Source organism: Pedobacter ginsengiterrae, assembly GCF_039537385.1.
Lineage (GTDB): Bacteria > Bacteroidota > Bacteroidia > Sphingobacteriales > Sphingobacteriaceae > Pedobacter > Pedobacter ginsengiterrae.
Genome location: NZ_BAABAK010000003.1, coordinates 559,903 through 579,707, shown reverse-complemented (window position 1 = coordinate 579,707; position 19,805 = coordinate 559,903). Strand labels below are relative to the sequence as shown.

Sequence of the window (19,805 nt, the reverse complement as noted above, 5' to 3'; positions counted from 1 at the left end):
TCGCCTAATTGGCATTATATTTAAACGGATTTTTTAAGATTAAATTTCTGTAATTCCGTATTCCTCTATTTTTCGGTAGAGCGTTGTCAAGCCAATTCCCAATAATCTAGAAGTTTCAGTCTTGTTGCCTTTAGTATGAATTAAAACCTTTTGAATGTGTTGTTTTTCAACTTGCTGAAGATTGTAATTATTTTCTAAAGGTGTAAACTCGAAAAATTCTGGTGGCAAAGCCGATTTAATCAACTGATTTCCATCTGATAAAATAACCAAACGCTCAATTACATTTTTAAGCTCACGGATATTGCCTTTCCAATGATGTGCAGTTAAAATCGATAATATATTGTCATCAATTTTAAGTGCTGATCGGTTTACCTTATCAGAAAATTCTTTTAGATAATGTTTTGCCAAAGCTGGAATATCACCTTTTCTATCGCGTAGGGGAGGTAAAATAATGCTAAAAACCGAAAGTCTGTAATACAAATCAGAACGGAACTTTCCGCTAGTTGCATCAGCTTTTAAATCTTTATTTGTAGCGGCCAAAATACGCACATTAACCTGTTGTGTATGGGTATCGCCAACTTTAATAAAACTCTGATTTTCTAAAACCCGCAACAGTTTTGCCTGTAAATCGAGATTCATTTCCCCAATTTCATCCAAAAATAAAGTGCCGCCGTTCGCTTCCTCCAGTAATCCTTTTTTATCTTTATTGGCGCCAGTAAATGCGCCAGCCTTGTAACCAAAAAGCTCACTTTCTAATAATTCAGGACTAAAACCACTGCAATTTAAAGCTACAAAAGGCTTTAATGCTCTGGGACTTTCGTAATGAATGGATTGTGCAAAAACTTCTTTGCCTGTCCCAGTTTCGCCTAAAAGTAAAACTGTGGTATCGGTTTGGCTTACTCTTTTAGCTAAATCTATCGCTTCTTTTAGAGCTTTTGATTGGCCGATAATGGTGCTGAAACTATGTTTGCCCGTAATTTTATGTTCTAAATCGAAAACTCTTTGTTGCAGGTTGGCTTTTTCCATTGCTTTGTATAGCAGCGGAATAATTTTATCGTTGTCATCGCCTTTAACCAAGTAATCGAAAGCACCGTTTTTAATGGCTAAAACACCATCTGCAATTGTTCCGTAAGCGGTAAGGTTAATAATTTCAACAAATGGCTTAATTGCTTTAATGTCTTTAACCATTGCAACGCCGTTTACATCGGGTAGTTTTACATCACTAATTACCAGACTAACGTCATTGTTTTTAAGAAGTTTAATCCCTTCTTTACCTGTATTGGCCTGTAATGTTTTAAATCCTTCAAGCTCTACAATCCTCGAAAGTAAACTGCAAATCTTCTTTTCATCATCAATGATGAGTACAATCCCATTCATAGGTTTCAATTATCACGCAATATTAAGGATAAAAATTTCTAAAAATAAAAAGGAAAATCAATGCCTGCTGCCGATGTTCATCATTAAACATTTCTTCAAAATTTAAAAGCTTTCCATAATGAAAATTAGATTTCCAATATGGAAGTGTTTTTTAAACTAAATAATGATTTACATTTTTTCTTTATCCTTCTTAAGGTGTTTTAAAGCATTTTTAGGTATAAACTTCTGCTGCAGGCATTTGGTTTGATATACTGCTGCCGAAATTTTATAAAAATGAATAATCAATTAATATTTGTTCGCATTGCAACTGCCGAAGATGCAGTTTATGCAGATGAGATTATAAAGGAAACAGAAAGTTCGGCGATTGCCCGTGGTTCTGGAATTTCTAAAAGAAGCATTGAGTCGGTAGTTGAAAAGATGATTAACGGTAAAGCTGTTATTGCCTTAAGCTCCTCGGCCGAATGGGTTGGTTTCTCTTATCTCGAAACTTGGGAAAATGGCAGTTTCGTGTCAAATTCTGGACTTATCGTAGCGCCTAAATTCAGAAATTCTGGCGTTGCAAAATGCATTAAAAATCGTGTTTTTCGATTGTCTCGCCGCATTTATCCGAAAGCAAAAATATTCAGTATCACCTCTGGCACTGCAATTATGAAAATGAATAGTGCGCTTGGTTTTGAACCCGTAACCTTTGAAGAGATTACCCATGATTTCAAATTCTGGGAAGGCTGCAAAAGCTGTATTAACTATGATATTCTTCAACGCAAGAAAAATTGTAACTGCTTGTGCACTGCTATGCTTTACAATCCCGAAAACCATCGCCAGGAAGATTCAGCTATCCAAAAAAATGAAAAGTTTAATTCAGACGCCTCATTACAAACCTTAAACTAAAAAAAATGAATACCATAACCGAAAAACAAGGCTTAAAATACCCAGATTTGAACCAACTATACAACGAAGCGATATCGCTTTTAAGTAAACTAATCTCTTTACCATCTCTTAGTGGAGCCGAGGAAGAAACAGCAGCTGAAATTGAAAATTTCTTTATAAGTCATGGCATTAACACCATTCGTAAACACAACAATATTTGGTGCTACAATAAATTTTATTCAGCTGCAAAGCCCACCATATTATTAAATTCCCATCATGATACTGTTAAGCCCAATGAACAATATACCTTAAATCCATTCGTACCGATTATCGAAAATGAGAAGATTTATGGTCTAGGAAGTAATGATGCTGGTGCATCTTTGGTTTCGTTAATAGCTGTTTTTACATATTTCTGGCAACGGGAAGACTTACCATTTAATCTTTGTTTAGCTGCCACCGCTGAGGAAGAAAATTCGGGAGAGCATGGTATAAAAAGTATTATGAACGATTTCGAACCAATTGCTTTTGCAATTGTTGGAGAGCCTACAGGGATGCAAATGGCCATTGCAGAGAAGGGCTCGATGGTAATTGATTGCATTTCTAAAGGGCGTTCTGGTCATGCAGCCAGAGAAGAAGGCGATAATGCGATATATAAAGCGATAAAAGATATTGAATGGTTTTCGCACTATAATTTTCCAATAGAGGATAATTTGCCTCAACCCGTAAAAATGACGGTTACGCAGATTAATGCAGGTTTGCAGCATAATATTGTTCCAGGCGAATGTAGTTTTACTGTTGATATCAGATTCGACCATAATTATACCCCAAGGGAAATTTTGAATACCATTATTAATCACACCATGTGCACATTTAACGTCCGAGCGAATATTTTAAGCCCATCAAATATTGATTTATTGCATCCATTGGTGGTTAGCGGCTTAAGTTTGGGCAGGAAAACCTACCTTTCGCCAACAAGTTCCGACCAGGGTTGGTTAGATATGCCTTCTGTAAAAATGGGCCCTGGCGAATCTGCCCGGTCACATACAGCTAATGAATTTGTTTTGATTGAAGAAATTGAAGAAGGAATTACCATCTACATTCGTTTGTTAGAATCTGTTTTTAACAAAACGACATAATTTATGTACCTTTTTCGTTTCCGAACGCTTGAAATAAAACCTTTTTAAGCATATTTGATGCAACAAAGCAAATAGTATGTTTAAAGTAATTAGTGCCATTCTTACGTTTGGCTTTTTTTCTATTGCAAGTTCAGCTCAACAGGTTAGACCAGCAAAATCTTCAGAAATTTATCGTGACTTAAAAACGCTTAAACATATCCCAAAAGTTCTATATCTGGCTGCTCATCCCGATGATGAGAATACGGGCTTACTTTCTTGGTTAATAAACGAGCAAAATGTAGAAACTGGGTATTTATCTTTAACAAGAGGTGATGGGGGACAAAATCTTTTAGGTACGGAGCAAGGCGCAGCTTTAGGTTTAATCAGAACTCACGAACTTTTAGAGGCGAGAAAACTTGATGGTGCACAGCAATTTTTTACCCGTGCAATAGATTTTGGCTTTTCTAAAAATACAGACGATACTTTTAAACAGTGGGATGCAGATAGTATAACTGCTGATGTAGTTTGGGTGATCAGAAAATTCCGTCCTGATGTGATTATTTGTCGTTTTCCACCAACTGCTGCGGCTGGGCATGGGCAACACGCTGCATCTGCAGTAGTGGCCGAAAAAGCTTTTAAGTTGGCGGGTGATAAAAATGCTTTCCCAAGCCAGTTAAAATATGTTGATGTTTGGCAACCTAAAAGATTACTTTGGAATACGTTTAGATTTGGTGCTACAAATACCACATCAGAAAGCCAGTTAAAGGTAAATGTGGGCCAATATGATGCTCAATTAGGAATGGGCTATGGCGAATTGGCGGGTTTAAGCAGAAGCTTACATAAAAGTCAGGGTGCGGGAACGCAGTCTGTAGCGGGTTTAAGAACAGAGTATTTTTCTCCAGTTTTGGGCGATGTGGCCAAAATTTCGTTGTTCGATAGAATTCCAATGAATTGGTCGGATAAAGGGGTAGGCGATATTGATGAGTTGATTGATATTGTGCTCTTATCTTTCGATTACAATCATCCTGATAAGAGTTTACATAGTTTGTTAATGCTCCGCAAAAGAATAGCTGCGCTGCAAGATGTAAACTTGAGAAAAGATAAACTTGCAGTCATTGATAAAATTATTTTAAGCTGCACAGGTTTTATGGGGGAGGTTGTTACCAACCAAGCTGAAGCCATTGCTGGTAACAGTTATAATTTCCGCCTGAACGTGATTTCAAGGTCATCCGAACCTGTAATACTAGAACAAGTAAACTGGATTAATCAAACCGATAATTTGAATAGAAGAGTTTCTGGCGATTCTTTGTTAACGATAGAACGTAAAATTCAAATCCCTGCAAATTCATCAATAACGGAGCCTTACTGGCTAGAGAAACAAGCTAAAAATGCGGCTACTTTTAGTGTAGCCAACGATACTTTAATTGGTTTAGCTGAGAATGAATCTGCGCTTAATGTTTCCTTGTTGCTTAAAATTGAAAACGAGAAATTTACAGTTAAGTTGCCACTTTCTTTTAAGAAACTAGACCCAGTAAAAGGAGATGTGGTAGAGCAACTTAGAATTGTACCAGCATTAGATTTAAGCTTTATAGAGCCTGTTTATTTTGCTAAAGAAAAAGAGGCATTGTCGGTTACAATGCGTTTAAAAGCCAACAAAAATATTAATTATGGTAAAGTGAGTTTCAAAATCGGTAATACCGAAATCAAATCCTTTACTGGAATTAACCTGGCTGAAAATACAGTAACCATTAAAAGTTTTCTGATACCTGCTGAAGATTTAGCCAAAATAAAAACTAGTCAAAATAAATTAGAAGCGGTTTTTTCATCAGAAAGCAATGAGTTTAACAAAGGACAAGTATTAATTCAATACCCACATTTACCATCATTACAATATTTTGTACCAGCGACAACCTGGTTAATAAAAGGTGATGTAAAAGTATTGGCTAAAAGAATTGGCTATATTCAAGGTGCTGGAGATTTAATTCCCGGATTTTTAAGACAGGCAGGTTTGCAAGTTGATGTTTTGAATGAAGCTGACATTTTAAATCCGACCAAATTGGCTTCTTACGATGCTGTTGTAACTGGCGTTCGTGTAATCAATACCGAAAAGAGAATCAAAAACTGGCAAACGGCTTTAAAAACTTACGTAGAAAATGGCGGTACTATTGTTATGCAATACAACACCACGCAAGATATGGCTTTGCAGGATTTTGGAATTTACCCTTTCAACATCGGTGGCAAAAGGGTTACCGAAGAAAATGCTACAGTTAAATTTTTAGTGCCAAATCACAAACTTTTAAACTATCCAAATAAAATTACAGCCGAAGATTTTAGTAATTGGGTGCAGGAACGCGGCGCTTATTTCCCAGATAAATGGGATGATCAATACGAGCCACTTTTTGAAATGAATGATGCAGGAGAAGAACCGCTCAAAGGCTCAACATTATACGCGAAATACGGAAAAGGTAATTTTATTTATACGCCATTAGCATTTTTCCGTCAATTACCAGCGGGTAATGTAGGTGCGGCAAGGTTGTTTTTTAACTTCATATCGGCTGGCAAATAAATGAAAAATCAGCTCAAAAATTGGAACACCTGGTACGTTTTACTTGCGTTGGCTTTACTATTTCAAATCGTGTTTTATTACCTGTTTACTAAATTTTGGGCATGAGTAATATCGATTGGTTTGTTCTCGTTTTCACCCTTTTTGCTGTTGTTGCTTACGGCGTTTTTATTGGCCGCGGGCAAAAAAGCAATGAATCTTATTTAAAAGCAGATAGCAAAATGCCATGGTACATTGTACTGTTGGGTATTATGGCTACGCAAGCTAGTGCAATTACCTTTCTATCTGCGCCTGGGCAGGCTTACACCGATGGTATGCGTTTCGTACAGTATTATTTTGGTTTGCCTTTGGCGATGATTGTAATTTGCATAACCTTTATTCCAATATTTCAGCGATTAAACGTTTATACTGCTTATGAATATCTGGAAAATCGTTTCGATAAGAAAACAAGAGTGCTCACGTCCCTGCTTTTCCTTTTTTCTCGTGGATTGTCGACTGGAATTAGCATTTATGCACCAAGTATTATTTTATCAAGTGTTTTAAACTGGAACATTTATTTAACTAATATTTTAACTGGCGGAATACTTTTAATTTATACCTACGTAGGTGGGGCTAAAGCCATTGCACATACGCAGAAGCTGCAGTTTTTAATTATTTTAGGAACCATGGCCTTTGCAGGTTATCTGCTCGTTCAAAATATGCCAAACGGAATTGGTTTTAAAGATGCCTTATACCTTGCAGGAAAATCTGGAAAGCTAAATGTAATCACTACAAATTTCGATTGGAAAGATAAATACAATATTTGGAGTGGAATATTTGGTGGTTTTTTTCTGGCGCTTTCTTACTTCGGAACAGACCAAAGTCAGGTGGGGAGATACATTACGGCCAAAGATAATACCAATGCCAAAATGGGGTTGTTGCTAAACGGTTTGGTTAAAATACCGATGCAGTTTGCCATCCTTTTAATTGGAGCATTACTTTTTGCATTTTTCTCGCTAAAACCAGCCCCGATCTACTTTAACGAACGTTCTTATCAATATTTAAAAGAAACCAAGCCAGCGCAGGCGGCTGTTTTCGAACAGGAACACCAGGCTTTGCAACTAAGGTTTAATAAAGAATCGAAAGAAATTCTGGCAAAAAAAGAAAATCATTCATCTTCATTAAATCAATCAATTGAAAGTTTTAAAGCCACACAAAAAGAAGTTGCGGCATTGCATGGCAAAGTAGAGGAGGCGATTAATAGTTCAAATTACAATGCCGAAAAAACCGACACCAATTACATTTTTCTTTATTTTGTTAAAAATACACTTCCCGTTGGGATGATTGGTTTACTTTTCGCGGTCATATTTCTGGCCAGTTGGGGCTCTATTTCTGCGGCCTTAAATTCGTTGGCATCGAGTTCTTTAAAGGATGTTCATTTAATTTTCAATAAGAATAAACCCGATGATGAACTCGAACTTAGATATAGCAGACTACATACACTTGCGTGGGGAATTTTCTCTATTGCAGTTGCTATGTTTGCTACGCAAATGGGTTCGCTTATCGAGGCTGTAAATGTTTTAGGTTCTTTATTTTATGGGCCAATTTTAGGTATTTTTCTGGTTGCTTTCTATTTCAAAAAAATAAAGGGACCAAATGTTTTTATTTCAGCCATACTATCAGAAATAGCTGTTATTACCGTTTATAAATTGGATATCGTTTCATTCCTTTGGCTAAACATTATTGGCGCAGTTGCAGTAATAATTTTTTCGACAATTGGATTATTATTTTATCCTGCTAAAGAATTAGATTCGTAAGATTTAAACAACAAATTCAAATAAGAAATAATACTATGAGAACAATTACAAAATCTATTGCATTGCTATTTACAGCAGTTACAATTTCGGTAAGTGCTTTTGCACAGGAAGCTAAAAAACCTGCGGCTCCACCGGCAAGTCCAGCGGCAACAGCAACTGGCAAAGTTAAAGATGCAACAATCACAATTGCTTACAGCAGCCCATCAGTAAAAGGACGTAAAATTTGGGGTGGACTTGAAAAATACGATGCAGTTTGGCGTGCAGGAGCAAATGAAGCAACAACTTTCGAAACAGATAAAAACATTACTGTTCAAGGTAAAGCTTTACCAGCAGGTAAATACAGTTTTTTCTTAATCCCTAAAGAAAGTGGAACGTGGACTGCTATTTTTAACAAAGAACCAAAACAGTGGGGTGCTTACAAATATGAAGAGGCTAAAGATGCTTTACGTGTAGATGTAAAAGTTAAAGCTTTAAAGGCAACGCAAGAAACTTTAGTTTATAGAGTTAATAAAGGTGGTTTTACAATGGATTGGGATAAAGTTTCAGTTCCAGTAGCTATAAAATAATTTCAATTCTTTTGAAAGGAAAATCCCGATTTATCGGGATTTTTTTTTGCCTGAATTTTTCCCCAATTTCTATGGCGTAATTTTTAATGATTTTATTGGTTTTCATAAAAGTAAAGGCTAAATCGATACTATAAACTATAAAATTGTAACTTCTGAGTAAAAAACTATTTTTCTTTCAATAACAAAAACCTTATTTAATTAACCGTGTTATTTAATTGTATAAAACATTAAGTCATGGCACCTTTGAAAATAGAGCAAATCGAGAATGATACGCTAACTCACAAAAACAATTTAGAAACGGAAGAACATCTACCTTTGGAAATGCATCCTGAAGCTTACAAGGTTAAGGGGCCTTTACCAGAAAAAATGAAATCTGTTTCTGCTTCATTGCGTAATTATGCGCACGGCCTGTATGGTTTACTATAGTAAATCTCAGCTCGGCTTTGATTTGAGATAGCAGACCATCAATGAATAGTATTTAGCCACCATGAATTTTCATGGTGGTTTTTTTGTTTTTTTTGTGATTTTTCGAAATACACATATGATCAGTGTATCAGAAACTTAAATCAATTTTTGTGTTTTTGAGCATAAGAATTATCGCAGTTATTTACGCATTGTCTGTTCCTTTGTATCAATAAAACCAAAGAAGCTAATTAATTGAAAATGTTATTAGCTATTGCTCTAAAAATATTCCACTTGGTGGGGGGGAGAAAGTAAGGTAGAGCGTGGAATGTATTAGGGCAATAATTAAAGTATTCAAAACAGGTAAAAACTAATGATTAAAATGTCTGCTTATTCTGAAAATGAAGGAACACGTTATTATGGTGATGCTACAAACGTTTACCTTAAAGTAAAAGAAGCGGAGATTTTAATACCGAATTTATTTGTTCAAAAAAGTAAAGAATTAAATCACAGTTTCGAAATTTTTGGATTAGAACAATTTGCCGATAGTAATTTATACATTTTTTCGTTGGGGTAAAGAAGTTTACAAAGCAAGAAAATATAAAAATAACTGGACTCCAGAGGGACTTGAAGAAGGTATTATTATTTTATTGATGACCGAAGAAACAATAAATAGCGATTGGAAAACTTATAAAGGCTATATAACCCAAGTATCAGCATAGAAATACCAGATACGGTTTACCCTTCTAAATTTAGCAGAGATTTTTTAAACTTCTTCCTCGGTAATTAAAGGTTCTAAATCTTTAAGTTCGTTATCGGTAAATAATCTAGAATCAATAAAAAAGCCAACATCCAGTGTCGATTCTAAAGAAAAACTTGCGGCTCTACCTTCCATCGCATCTAAGGTAAGTTGGGTGTGTTTCCAATACTCAAACTGATCGCCTGCCATATAAAACTTACAACCTTCTATTTCGCCGATACAAACATCATTCGAGCCAATTAGAAAACCACCTTTTTCGAAACAGTGCGGATAAGAGCCTTCGCAACAACCACCACTTTGATGAAACATTAATGGTCCGTATTCAGTCTGAAGTTTTTTTATAACCTCAGCTGCTTTTTCAGTTACTAATATTCTTTTAGTCATGTTTTTTAAATTTAAATATTTAAAGTAGGATATCACAATCGTGATATCCCTAATAAACCCAGACCTAAAAGAAACCTAATTTATTTTTATCGTAAGAAATTAACATGTTTTTAGTACTGCGATAATGGTCTAACATCATTTTATGATTCTCACGACCAAAGCCAGATTTTTTGTAACCACCGAACGGTGCATGTGCAGGATAAGCGTGGTATTGGTTAACCCAAACACGGCCCGCCTGAATCGCTCTTGGAACTTGATAAAGCTCGTGTGCATCTCTCGTCCAAACACCTGCACCTAAACCATACAGCGTATCATTTGCGATTTCTATTGCTTCATCAACAGTTTTAAAAGTAGTTACACAAACAACAGGCCCAAAAATTTCTTCCTGGAAAACCCTCATTTTGTTGTGCCCTTTTAAAATGGTTGGTTCGATATAATAGCCAGTAGATAAATCACCTTCCAGTTTATTTGCTTCGCCACCAACTAATACTTCTGCGCCTTCTTCTTTGCCTATTTTTAAGTAAGAAAGTATTTTTTGATACTGCTCGTTCGAAGTTTGTGCACCCATCATGCCTGTTCTATCCAACGGATGTAGGGTTTTAATAGCTTTAGTGCGCTCAATTACTTTAGCAATAAATTTATCGTAAATACTCTCCTGGATTAGTAAACGAGAAGGGCAAGTACAAATCTCTCCTTGATTTAAAGCAAACATTACAGCACCTTCTATGGCTTTGTCAAAAAATTCATCATCCGCATCGGCAACAGATTCAAAGAAAATATTCGGCGATTTACCGCCCAGTTCCATCGTAGAGGGAATAATATTTTCTGCTGCGTATTGCATAATTAATCTCCCCGATGTTGTACTTCCAGTAAAGGCAACTTTCGAAATTCTTGATGAAGTAGCTAAAGGCTTACCCACTTCGATACCATAGCCGTTAACAATATTTAGCACACCTGGAGGCAATAAATCGCCTATTAATTCCATTAAAATAATAATTGACACTGGAGTTTGCTCAGCGGGTTTTACAACGGTACAGCAGCCAGCAGCCAGGGCAGGTGCAATTTTCCAGGTTGCCATAAGTAAAGGAAAATTCCATGGTATAATTTGAGCCACTACACCGATTGGTTCGTGTAAAGCAATACTTACGGTATGCTCGTCATGTTCAGAGATACTTCCCTCATCGCCTCTTATTACGCCAGCAAAATACCTGAAGTGATCAACAACTAAAGGTAAGTCAGCAGCTAATGTTTCGCGGACAGCTTTTCCATTATCAATGGTTTCTACCGTAGCTAAATATTCTAAATTATCTTCGATTTTTTGAGCGATTTTTAATAAGATGTTACTGCGGTAAGTAGGTGCACTTTTGCTCCAGGTTTTGAAAGCCTCATGTGCGGCATCGAGCGCAAGCTCTACGTCTTCTTTGCTTGATCGGGCAGCTTTTGTGAATACTTTTCCATCGATAGGAGAAATGTTATCGAAGTAAACTCCCTTTACTGGCGCTACAAATTTACCGCCTATAAAATTATCGTAATGGGTTTTAAAGCTAGGTTTGCTTATTAAATTTTCCATGATTATGAGATTTGGTTAATACAAACCTAAGGCCAAAGGCCAGCCGATAGATAGTGAAATCGTAGCAAGTGATAGCATTATTGTTTCAGACTTTGTAACCTTGTTGAAATAGACTTATATTTGAATATCAAGTAAATAATCTAACCAGATTGATATGCAACATATATTAGATACCGTTAGCTTAAGCAAAACGGAAAGTTTACAAACGCTTGTTGAAAACAGAACATCTTATACTTTAGAACGCTGTGAATTGAACGTTTTTGAAACTTATACCCGCTCTTATATGGTTCCATTAACTTTTAACGATTTTGTAATTACAAGTATGCTAAGGGGAAAGAAGGTTATGCATTTGTTTGATAAGCAAGGTTTTGAATATAATCCAGGTCAAACCGTAATTGTTCCTGCATCGGTTACAATGAAAATAGATTTTCCAGAAGCAACAGATCAAAATCCAACACAATGCATTGCGTTAGCTATTGATCAGGATCAGATAAAAAAAACAATAAATTATTTAAACGAGTTTTTTCCGAAAGAAGGAACGGTAGATAAATGGGTGCTGAACTATGATCAATACCATTTTCAAAATAATCAGGAAATTGCCTATCTGATTAACAAGGTTGTTAAAATTTGTTCGGAGAAATCGGTTGAGAAAGATGTGCTAGCCGATTTAACATTAAAAGAATTGCTGGTTAGGATTATGCAGAGCCAGAATTTATATGCGTTGAATAATGCGCCCGATAATATTAACCAAAATCCAATGGCTTATATTATCGATTACATTAAATCAAATCTGAATGAAAAAATAAATATTGATGGTTTAACCGATAAGGCTTGTATGAGCCGTGCAACTTTTTATCGACTTTTTAAGAGAGAGCTGGGTATTAGTCCGAACGATTTTATTTTAACAGAAAAGATTAGCAAAGCCAAAGAATTGCTTGCAAACCCAGCAGCTAAAATTACTTCGGTGAGTTATGAACTTGGTTTTAGCGATGCCAATTATTTTATTCGAGCATTTAAAAAACTCGAAGGTATTACACCAGGAACTTATCAAGCTAAAATTCTAAGTTCTGTTTTACACTAATTCAAAAATTGAAATGTCTTTTTCTATTCCGTTAATAATGATAGAAATTTGGTGTTTGCCCAAGTAAAACTTTCTGGTTGTTATCAATACAAATTTCTGTTTACGGTTAACATCAATTTTCGTTCCTGGTGGATAAGGTCTTTCAGAAACTTTAAATACTTTTTTAGCAAGTTGGCCATTTTGTTTCATATAGTAAATGGCATATTCTAATCTTACTTTTTGCTCGGTTTCGTTTGTGTTTTCAATAGAAAAGGAAAACTCTAAATTCGCTCCGATTTTAACTTCTGGTGTTAAAACTTTAAAATCTGATAAATGAATTCCCTTATCATCTAAACCATAATGTTTTAAAATTTCTGCATGACCTTGTTTTAAAAGGGTTCGACTGCCATGTTTTACAATTGCATCGGTTTCTTTGCTCAATCCCGACCATCGGCTTGCTAGATCCAAAACTATTGAAGGGTGGTCTTTCGCAATATCGTTAATACTATTTGCTACACTTCTTCTTACATATTCAGAGTCATCACACTTTAGGTTTTCTAATATTGGCAGTATTGATGATGGATCTTTCTTTAAAAACGGAATTCCCATTGCCCAAGGTAAGCGTGGTCGGCTTCCTTCGCTGGCCAATCTCCTCACTTTGTGGTTTTCGTGTTTCGACCATTTCTGCATTTCGCTAATCATATCCAGTTCGTATTTTAAAATAAAAGGACGAACCGCGAACTCACAGCTGGTGAATTGTGTAGTGAATTCCAACGCCTTAACCGAATTTTTAAAATCGTTTAAACCATAGGTTTCGATGTAATCGGGAATGAACATATAAGGCAAAGAATCTTCGCCAATTCTTTCCATTCTTAACTGTGCAATTATTTTTTCAATCAGTTTTACGCTTTCTGCATAATCGGCAGGCATAAAATTATTTAAAACTCTTGTTGTATGCTTCATTCTTTCCTTTAGTTCCTTCGCATCAAATTCGGGAACATAAATTAGTCTGATGAATTTTTGTTCGTCAAAAGCAGGAATAGTTTTCGCTAAAACTGACGATAATTTGTCGTAAAATAAAGGAGAATAAAGGTCTTTTAGAAGGTAACTCATACATCAAAATTGAAACACAAATTAAATGATAATTTTTAGCGCTTAATAAAAAGCTTTTGCACATTTTGATTACGATTCAGATTACTGATATTTGCCTTATGCAGAACTTAAAAATAGGGTGGATTGGTCTTGGTAAAATGGGCATTCCAATGGCAGAACAATTAATTAACGCAGGATATGCACTTAGTGTTTACAACCGAAGTAAAGATAAAGAAGCCAGTTTAAAGGCAAGAGGTGTAGAAGTTGCCTCAACGCCATCATCTTTATTAGCCGAATGCGATTTGGTATTTCTAATGGTGTCTGACGATGAAGCTGTAAAACAGATTTTTACTGCTGAAAATGGATTGTTTGCCAATGAATCTACAGGAAAAATCATCGTTAATATGAGTACGGTTTCGCCAGGTATTAGTAAAGAAATGGCCGCTTTGTGCGTAAGGAAAGGAAATGCTTATCTCGATGCGCCCGTATCAGGAAGTGTTAAGCAAGCTGAAACTGGCACATTGGTAATTATGGTTGGTGGTGAAGAAAATGCCTTTGAAAAAGTAAAACCTGTTTTTGAGAAATTAGGTAAGCTTTCGATGCGGGTAGGAGATAATGGCGCAGGAAATAGCGCAAAACTGGCAATAAACTCTTTATTGGCGTTGCATGCACAGGGTTTAGCCGAAACTGTTCTTTTTGCGCAGGCTAATCAAATTAATACCGAAGATTTATTAACCCTGATTGGTAACAGTGCAATAGGTAATATTTTTGGTAAAATTAAAGGCGACGCCATTGTTGCAGATAATTATTCAGCAGCATTTGCGCTTAAACATATTGTAAAAGATTTAAAATTAGCTAAAGCAGAAGGGCTTTCTGCCCCGTTGGCCAATGCGGCTTTAGCAACATTTCAAAATGCCGAAAATAAATATGGCAATGAAGATATTATAGCGGTTTTAAAAGCTTTAAAAGAAAAATAAGAGCATTTAACGACACATTTTAACAATACATCGATTCATTAGAAATTGCTAAGCATAAAGTTTTTTACTTAGTACTAGTAAATCGATGTATTATGAAAAATATGTTCGCAACACTTTTGTGTCATCACGAATATCAAGATGTTTTTTCAACTAAAATTATCAAATTTAGTATCTTAAAGTACGCTTATTTCAACAAGTATGTTTGCCTTAAATGTGGAAAAGAAAAGTATGTTCCTGCTAAGGAGCAAGAATTTTTTACACTTTAATACCAGCGATCGAAAGTTAGAATCTACATTTTCATTAATGCAGGGTATATTCTAAAGAAAATCTGACCGCCAATTGGGTTCTTTCCGTAAAGCGGGTTTAATGCATTGTTAGTGTTGTATAATGAAGCCTGAGCACCAAGAGCTCCTTTAAATTTTTTCAGATTTAATACATCGTAATTTAAGCCGAGAGTTAATGCATTTACGCCAAAAAGGTTAGTGCCGTAAATATTCTCGTTTAAATTTAATTCCTCAGTCGATTTCTGAACCCATTCATACCGACTATAAGCCGAAAGTTTTTTTACGCGATAAGCTGCCTCGAGCAAAGCTGCATTTTCGCCTTCATGTCCTTTGGTTTTATTTAATCCCCACAAAACTGTAGCATTAAAATTTTGCTCATCGCCAAGCGGTAAGGCATAAATTGCCGAAGCAATGGTTCGCTCTACGTTTTCGTTTGAATGTAAACTTTCTGGGCTTTTAATCCATCCATGAGAAACCTGTAACGCCCAGTTTTTATTTGGATTATAAGATAATCGAGCAGAATAAGAATCAAATCTTGGTTTATCAAAGTCGAAACGGTTTTCATCAGGCTCTCTACCAGTAAATGATGAAGCTTCGACCTTAAATTTGTCATATCTGAAGCCAATGGTTGCCACCCCAAAGGTAATGTGTGTCCCGTCATTCCAGTGGTGCGAAATAGGTGCATCTGGATTAGCCAAAGCCGAAGGACGGTGCATAAAAGCTACCGAACCCAAAGCAGGCTCGCCTGGGTAACCTAGGTAGAAAGTAAGATCAGTTTTTTTAGAAAAGGAATAAGTATAGGCAACCGAAAGTTCGGAAAATAGATCATGAGGATGTTGTCGGTCGACCAAAGGATTTCCTTTCCAGCTTTCGCCAGTTTGAAAAAGTAGGGGATAACCGTTTCCGCCTTCAGTAAAACGATCTAAAGATAACATGGCGCCAAAATGAAATAGTCCTTTTTCGCCAACTTTACGTTGCCCCATAGCCATAAACCAGTTCGGGGCATCAAATTTTTCGCCACCTCTACTGCCTTTACTGCCGATATCCTGCTTGGTGTAACGTAATGCAACGTTTCCATGTAACATGTACATCCACTTTTTTGAATGAAGCATTAAGCCATACATCGGAGCAGCATCGGGCAACCACGAGGTGCCAGAACCATTTCTGCTCATAGGAAGATTTAAAGAGTAAGCATGACTCATCGGGGTGACCGTGTTCATGTTGTGCATCGAATGGTCTGTGCTTTTTATTGTGGTATCAGCTTTGCCTTTTAAGGTATCTTTTTGCGCAGACATGTGCATTTCATGTTGCGCTTTTGCTGTAAAAGAACCTACAAGAGATAAAAGCAATAATGATTTAAACGCCTTATTCATAATTTCAGTTTGTATGGGTAAATAAACTGACGCAAACTTCGAAGATATTAGGGTTTAAACTTTATACCATTTTAGTAAAGATTTATATAATTATAAAGGTGGTAATTTATAATCCCAAAAACTGCTGCGTAAAACCCATTTCCTAATCTGCTCATCATTTTTAAATTCATTTTGATGAAAGTTGTAACCAGCCTTATTTTGAATGTCAAGAAGTTTTTTCATCTCTTTAACTTCTTTGGGAATAGCTTTGCTTTTGATTGATTTTAGCGAAATCTTTAGAAGATAATAATATGGCCAGATTTTATCTTTCAAAACCTGTAACAATGATTTATTAACGGTATTTTGGGTAAAAGAAATTCTGAGATCGGTAAAAGAATTAGAAACTCCTTCATAAAATGCTCTTTTCTTGAAATATTCGATTGTTAAACGACCTTTGGATACTAAATGTTTTAAAGAAAGATATGGAGAATAAACGGCCTTAAGATTATTTTCTGCTGCTTTCATCGTCAGTCCTGTCTCTCCATCTCCCTGATATTTTTGAAGTGAGTCAGGGATACAATCAGGGTGAAAGCCGTTAAGTTGCAGTGCCGTTTCTTTTCTAACACAGAAATTTAAGCCAAACACCAAATTTGGATCGATAATTAATTTTTGATCACCCAAATCTAACAAACTTAGCCAGAAACAATATTTGCCCTGATTAATATGAACCCAAAAATAATCTAACCAGTAAGGAGGCGTAACTTCATATTCTGGCAAACATGGGCCAGTTGCAAAATGTACCTCTGCGTCTGTGCTAAAAACATCAAAAACTCCCTGAATATATTTATCGTTTAATTCGACATCATCGTCCAAAAAGCAAAGAATTTTTCCTGTTGATAATTCAATTCCTTTGTGGCGACCAGTTAATAAACCAGGCTCATCATCGTAAAAATAAATTAAATTATTTACAGACTCATTAAATGATTCGCATACTTTTTTTGTAGAATCGGTTGAGCCATTATCAACAACAATAACTTCGAAATCGGTATCTGTAATTTGACTTTCAATACTTAGTAAAGTTCGGGCAAGCATAGTTGCCCTATTTAAAGTTGGGATTATAAGCGATATTTTCACAAGAGATTAATTTTGATATAGTAGATGATTTTGCTCTAAATATAGGTCAATTATCTAATAATGTGCAAGCTGTAAAAAAAAAAATAATCATAATATTTGTTTCGTACGAAAACTATCGTACCTTTGGTTCATGAAAAGTATTAAATCCGAAAATATTTTGCCCGAACCAACTAAAGCCGAGCTAGAAATTCTACAGGTTTTATGGGAATTCGGACCATCTACTGTTCGCTTCGTTAATGACAAATTAAACGAGCAACGTGAGGTAAATTATACTTCTACCTTAAAACAAATGCAAATCCTTACTGAAAAAGGAATTTTAAAACGCGACGAAAGCCAGATGAAACACATCTATATACCAGTAGAAGCCGAGTCGAAAACTAAAGATCAATTACTTGATAGGTTTGTTAACACGCTTTACAAAGGATCGGCCTCATCCTTAGTAATGCAATTATTGGGTAACCAAAAAACTTCGAAAGAAGATATTGAAGAAATAAAAAGATTACTAGATAAGCTAGAAAATTAAAAATATAAATCCTTAAACGAACCACATTATGGAATTTAATTTAACAAGATTTTTGCCTTCAAACTGGCTTCATGCTTTCGGGGCAACCTTATTTCACTCATTATGGCTGGGTATATTGTTATCGCTATTAGTTGCGCTAATTATGTTTTCTACCCGTAAAGCAGCTGCTTCATTAAGATATAATCTATTAACTGGTAGTTTACTTTTATTCGTTATAGCAACAACAGTTATTTTTTGTAAATCTTTAGGGCTTCAGGATGGTGCAACAGATACAAACTTAATTGTAGCAACTGCCAATGAGCCTGCCCAAATATCTCCATCGGTAGCTGTTTTGCAAGATAACATGCTTTCGGGCGTAAATAATTTATTAGAAGTTTGGAATGCCTACGCAGCGCAAATTGTACTGGTTTGGTTTTTAATAATCTGCGCTAAAAGTATTCAGCTTTTTGTTGGCTTAAATGGTGTTTATCATCTCCGTAGTACTAAAGTATATGCGGCAGGTAACCGATGGGATGAAAAAATAGGTGTACTGGCAAACAGGATGGGTGTTAAACAAACCGTAAGCTTACTGCAATCAGGTATTGCTCAGGTGCCAATGGCAGTTGGTTACTTTAAGCCGCTGGTTTTAATTCCTTTGGGTTTGTTAAATGGTTTATCCGATTCGGAGGTTGAAGCCATTCTTTGCCACGAACTGGCACATATCAAACGAAGAGATTATCTTATAAATTTACTCCAGAGCTTTGTTGAAATTGTGTTCTTTTTCAATCCAGCGGTGTTATGGGTTTCAAAATTAATTAGAAATGAACGAGAAAACTGTTGCGATGATTTAGCCGTTTTGCACATGGATGATAAAAGGAATTATGTAAAAGCTCTAATTACCTGTCAGGAATTTCAGTTAAACCCACCAAGATTTGCAATGGCTATAACGGGGAAAAAAAACCATCTTTTTCAGCGCATCAGCCGTATGTTATTCGATACTAAAACCACTTTAAATAAAATGGAAAAAACAATATTAACTATCGCACTGGTATCTGTTGTAATAGGTTCTGCCGCATTTAAAAACGTTACTGAATCAAATAGAAAGCCTATTTCAATTACATCAGCCATATTACAAGAACAAAACTTTCAGGATACACTAAAAAAGAAGGCGGCGATACAAAAAGCCAAAAAAGAAAAAAGTGTAGCCAAAAAAGATGTTAATATAGATCAGCTAAGCATGGAGGATGAGATAAATTTAAAGCAAGAGCAACAAGCTAATGCAATTAAGGCTGAAATGGATGCTAAAGAACAAGACGAGAGGTATAAACAAGAACAAAAAAGATACGATGCTGATCAGAAACGCTATAACGCTGACCAGGTTAGATACAAAAACGAACAAAAGCGATATAACGCTGAACAGAAACGTTATGATTTAGAGGCTAAAAAATATCAGGCAGAATCTGATAAATATCAACAGCAGGCAAAACGGTACAATGCAAACGAAAACTATAGTAACGATGCCAATAGGAATTTTAATACTCTTCCACCAACAACACCTATTCCACCTGTTCCTTTGAGTCCTGTAACCGCAACACCAATGGATCCAATAACGCCGATAACGCCTGTTATTCCAATTAATGCATCTTTGACAGTTTTAAATCCTGTTCATGTAGCGCTACCGCCTGCCGTATCTATTCCAAAATCTAATAATCAAAATCGAAGCAATTCTAAAACTACAAGTAAAACAGGTACACAAAGAACGGTTGAATCGGTAACCAGTACCGATGCCGACGAGCATGATTATAAAAATATAATTAAAGATTTGCTTAAAGATGGAATTATCAAAAATGATAAAAAACTATCTTACAAACTCGATAAAAACAGTTTAATAATCAACGATGTCAGGCAAAACGAAAGCTATCATCAAAAGTATAAAAACAAATATTTGCAAAGAGAGAATACCGCTTTACTTTACAAGTATGAAACTAATTCGAACTAAGTAAA

At 35.7% G+C, this 19,805-nt stretch carries 17 protein-coding genes; 11 read left to right on the top strand and 6 right to left on the bottom strand.

The window, feature by feature from the left end:
* Nucleotides 1-39: 39 nt before the first annotated feature.
* Entirely contained in the window at nucleotides 40-1,377 is a 1,338-nt protein-coding gene (locus ABD692_RS04565) for a sigma-54-dependent transcriptional regulator (protein WP_344765330.1), read from the bottom strand.
* A 273-nt stretch (nucleotides 1,378-1,650) separates the two neighbouring features.
* Here ABD692_RS04565 and ABD692_RS04560 point away from each other — a divergent pair, with 273 nt between their 5' ends.
* The 7 genes from ABD692_RS04560 (at nucleotide 1,651) to ABD692_RS04530 (ending at nucleotide 9,263) form a co-directional block, all read left to right on the top strand.
* On the top strand, nucleotides 1,651-2,265 hold the full coding sequence (locus tag ABD692_RS04560; RefSeq protein WP_344765328.1) for an N-acetyltransferase: 615 nt from the start codon (nucleotides 1,651-1,653) through the stop codon (nucleotides 2,263-2,265).
* 5 nt (nucleotides 2,266-2,270) lie between these two features.
* Nucleotides 2,271-3,380, top strand: a complete 1,110-nt coding sequence (locus tag ABD692_RS04555; protein ID WP_344765326.1) for a M20/M25/M40 family metallo-hydrolase — start codon at nucleotides 2,271-2,273, stop codon at nucleotides 3,378-3,380.
* Between the two features lie 76 nt (nucleotides 3,381-3,456).
* Nucleotides 3,457-5,925 (top strand): PIG-L family deacetylase, encoded by a 2,469-nt coding sequence (locus ABD692_RS04550; protein ID WP_344765324.1) that lies wholly within the window; start codon nucleotides 3,457-3,459, stop codon nucleotides 5,923-5,925.
* A 101-nt stretch (nucleotides 5,926-6,026) separates the two neighbouring features.
* Nucleotides 6,027-7,718, top strand: coding sequence for a sodium:solute symporter family protein (locus ABD692_RS04545; protein WP_344765322.1), 1,692 nt, complete (start codon nucleotides 6,027-6,029; stop codon nucleotides 7,716-7,718).
* A 35-nt stretch (nucleotides 7,719-7,753) separates the two neighbouring features.
* Nucleotides 7,754-8,284: a DUF2911 domain-containing protein gene (locus ABD692_RS04540; RefSeq protein WP_316763288.1), complete on the top strand. Its 531-nt coding sequence runs from the start codon at nucleotides 7,754-7,756 to the stop codon at nucleotides 8,282-8,284.
* 234 nt (nucleotides 8,285-8,518) lie between these two features.
* Complete coding sequence (locus ABD692_RS04535; protein WP_316763285.1) at nucleotides 8,519-8,710, top strand: hypothetical protein; 192 nt, start codon at nucleotides 8,519-8,521, stop codon at nucleotides 8,708-8,710.
* Nucleotides 8,711-9,068: 358 nt separating this feature from the next.
* Nucleotides 9,069-9,263: a hypothetical protein gene (locus ABD692_RS04530; RefSeq protein WP_344765318.1), complete on the top strand. Its 195-nt coding sequence runs from the start codon at nucleotides 9,069-9,071 to the stop codon at nucleotides 9,261-9,263.
* 189 nt (nucleotides 9,264-9,452) lie between these two features.
* Here ABD692_RS04530 and ABD692_RS04525 read toward each other — a convergent pair whose 3' ends face one another.
* The gene (locus ABD692_RS04525) at nucleotides 9,453-9,830 is read right to left on the bottom strand and encodes a DUF779 domain-containing protein (protein WP_344765316.1); all 378 of its coding nucleotides are present in this window, start codon (nucleotides 9,828-9,830) and stop codon (nucleotides 9,453-9,455) included.
* A gap of 64 nt (nucleotides 9,831-9,894) precedes the next feature.
* Nucleotides 9,895-11,400, bottom strand: coding sequence for an aldehyde dehydrogenase family protein (locus ABD692_RS04520; protein WP_344765314.1), 1,506 nt, complete (start codon nucleotides 11,398-11,400; stop codon nucleotides 9,895-9,897).
* A 154-nt stretch (nucleotides 11,401-11,554) separates the two neighbouring features.
* Here ABD692_RS04520 and ABD692_RS04515 point away from each other — a divergent pair, with 154 nt between their 5' ends.
* Nucleotides 11,555-12,481, top strand: coding sequence for an AraC family transcriptional regulator (locus tag ABD692_RS04515; protein WP_344765312.1), 927 nt, complete (start codon nucleotides 11,555-11,557; stop codon nucleotides 12,479-12,481).
* On the opposite strand, the gene ABD692_RS04510 is transcribed toward ABD692_RS04515, so the two are convergent.
* Nucleotides 12,473-13,573 (bottom strand): DNA alkylation repair protein, encoded by a 1,101-nt coding sequence (locus ABD692_RS04510; RefSeq protein ID WP_344765310.1) that lies wholly within the window; start codon nucleotides 13,571-13,573, stop codon nucleotides 12,473-12,475. The genes ABD692_RS04515 and ABD692_RS04510 overlap by 9 nt on opposite strands.
* Before the next feature lie 98 nt (nucleotides 13,574-13,671).
* Between ABD692_RS04510 and ABD692_RS04505 the strand changes: the two genes are divergently transcribed.
* Nucleotides 13,672-14,529 (top strand): NAD(P)-dependent oxidoreductase, encoded by an 858-nt coding sequence (locus tag ABD692_RS04505; protein ID WP_344765308.1) that lies wholly within the window; start codon nucleotides 13,672-13,674, stop codon nucleotides 14,527-14,529.
* Nucleotides 14,530-14,818: 289 nt separating this feature from the next.
* Here ABD692_RS04505 and ABD692_RS04500 read toward each other — a convergent pair whose 3' ends face one another.
* Nucleotides 14,819-16,186, bottom strand: coding sequence for a hypothetical protein (locus ABD692_RS04500; RefSeq protein WP_316763262.1), 1,368 nt, complete (start codon nucleotides 16,184-16,186; stop codon nucleotides 14,819-14,821).
* Nucleotides 16,187-16,276: 90 nt separating this feature from the next.
* Nucleotides 16,277-17,299: a glycosyltransferase family A protein gene (locus ABD692_RS04495; RefSeq protein WP_316763259.1), complete on the bottom strand. Its 1,023-nt coding sequence runs from the start codon at nucleotides 17,297-17,299 to the stop codon at nucleotides 16,277-16,279.
* A gap of 130 nt (nucleotides 17,300-17,429) precedes the next feature.
* On the opposite strand from ABD692_RS04495, the gene ABD692_RS04490 reads away from it, so the two are divergent.
* A complete protein-coding gene (locus ABD692_RS04490) occupies nucleotides 17,430-17,822 on the top strand; it encodes a BlaI/MecI/CopY family transcriptional regulator (RefSeq protein ID WP_344765305.1) in 393 nt (130 codons plus the stop codon).
* 28 nt (nucleotides 17,823-17,850) lie between these two features.
* Entirely contained in the window at nucleotides 17,851-19,800 is a 1,950-nt protein-coding gene (locus ABD692_RS04485) for a M56 family metallopeptidase (protein ID WP_344765303.1), read from the top strand.
* The last annotated feature ends 5 nt before the right edge of the window (nucleotides 19,801-19,805 follow it).

Excerpts from the sequence above, each read along its gene's own strand:
- ABD692_RS04565 (WP_344765330.1), bottom strand. The coding sequence starts at position 1,377 with ATGAATGGGATTGTACTCATCATTGATGATGAAAAGAAGATTTGCAGT.
- ABD692_RS04560 (WP_344765328.1), top strand. The coding sequence starts at position 1,651 with ATGAATAATCAATTAATATTTGTTCGCATTGCAACTGCCGAAGATGCA.
- ABD692_RS04555 (WP_344765326.1), top strand. The coding sequence starts at position 2,271 with ATGAATACCATAACCGAAAAACAAGGCTTAAAATACCCAGATTTGAAC.
- ABD692_RS04550 (WP_344765324.1), top strand. The coding sequence starts at position 3,457 with ATGTTTAAAGTAATTAGTGCCATTCTTACGTTTGGCTTTTTTTCTATT.
- ABD692_RS04545 (WP_344765322.1), top strand. The coding sequence starts at position 6,027 with ATGAGTAATATCGATTGGTTTGTTCTCGTTTTCACCCTTTTTGCTGTT.
- ABD692_RS04540 (WP_316763288.1), top strand. The coding sequence starts at position 7,754 with ATGAGAACAATTACAAAATCTATTGCATTGCTATTTACAGCAGTTACA.
- ABD692_RS04535 (WP_316763285.1), top strand. The coding sequence starts at position 8,519 with ATGGCACCTTTGAAAATAGAGCAAATCGAGAATGATACGCTAACTCAC.
- ABD692_RS04530 (WP_344765318.1), top strand. The coding sequence starts at position 9,069 with ATGTCTGCTTATTCTGAAAATGAAGGAACACGTTATTATGGTGATGCT.
- ABD692_RS04525 (WP_344765316.1), bottom strand. The coding sequence starts at position 9,830 with ATGACTAAAAGAATATTAGTAACTGAAAAAGCAGCTGAGGTTATAAAA.
- ABD692_RS04520 (WP_344765314.1), bottom strand. The coding sequence starts at position 11,400 with ATGGAAAATTTAATAAGCAAACCTAGCTTTAAAACCCATTACGATAAT.
- ABD692_RS04515 (WP_344765312.1), top strand. The coding sequence starts at position 11,555 with ATGCAACATATATTAGATACCGTTAGCTTAAGCAAAACGGAAAGTTTA.
- ABD692_RS04510 (WP_344765310.1), bottom strand. The coding sequence starts at position 13,573 with ATGAGTTACCTTCTAAAAGACCTTTATTCTCCTTTATTTTACGACAAA.
- ABD692_RS04505 (WP_344765308.1), top strand. The coding sequence starts at position 13,672 with ATGCAGAACTTAAAAATAGGGTGGATTGGTCTTGGTAAAATGGGCATT.
- ABD692_RS04500 (WP_316763262.1), bottom strand. The coding sequence starts at position 16,186 with ATGAATAAGGCGTTTAAATCATTATTGCTTTTATCTCTTGTAGGTTCT.
- ABD692_RS04490 (WP_344765305.1), top strand. The coding sequence starts at position 17,430 with ATGAAAAGTATTAAATCCGAAAATATTTTGCCCGAACCAACTAAAGCC.
- ABD692_RS04485 (WP_344765303.1), top strand. The coding sequence starts at position 17,851 with ATGGAATTTAATTTAACAAGATTTTTGCCTTCAAACTGGCTTCATGCT.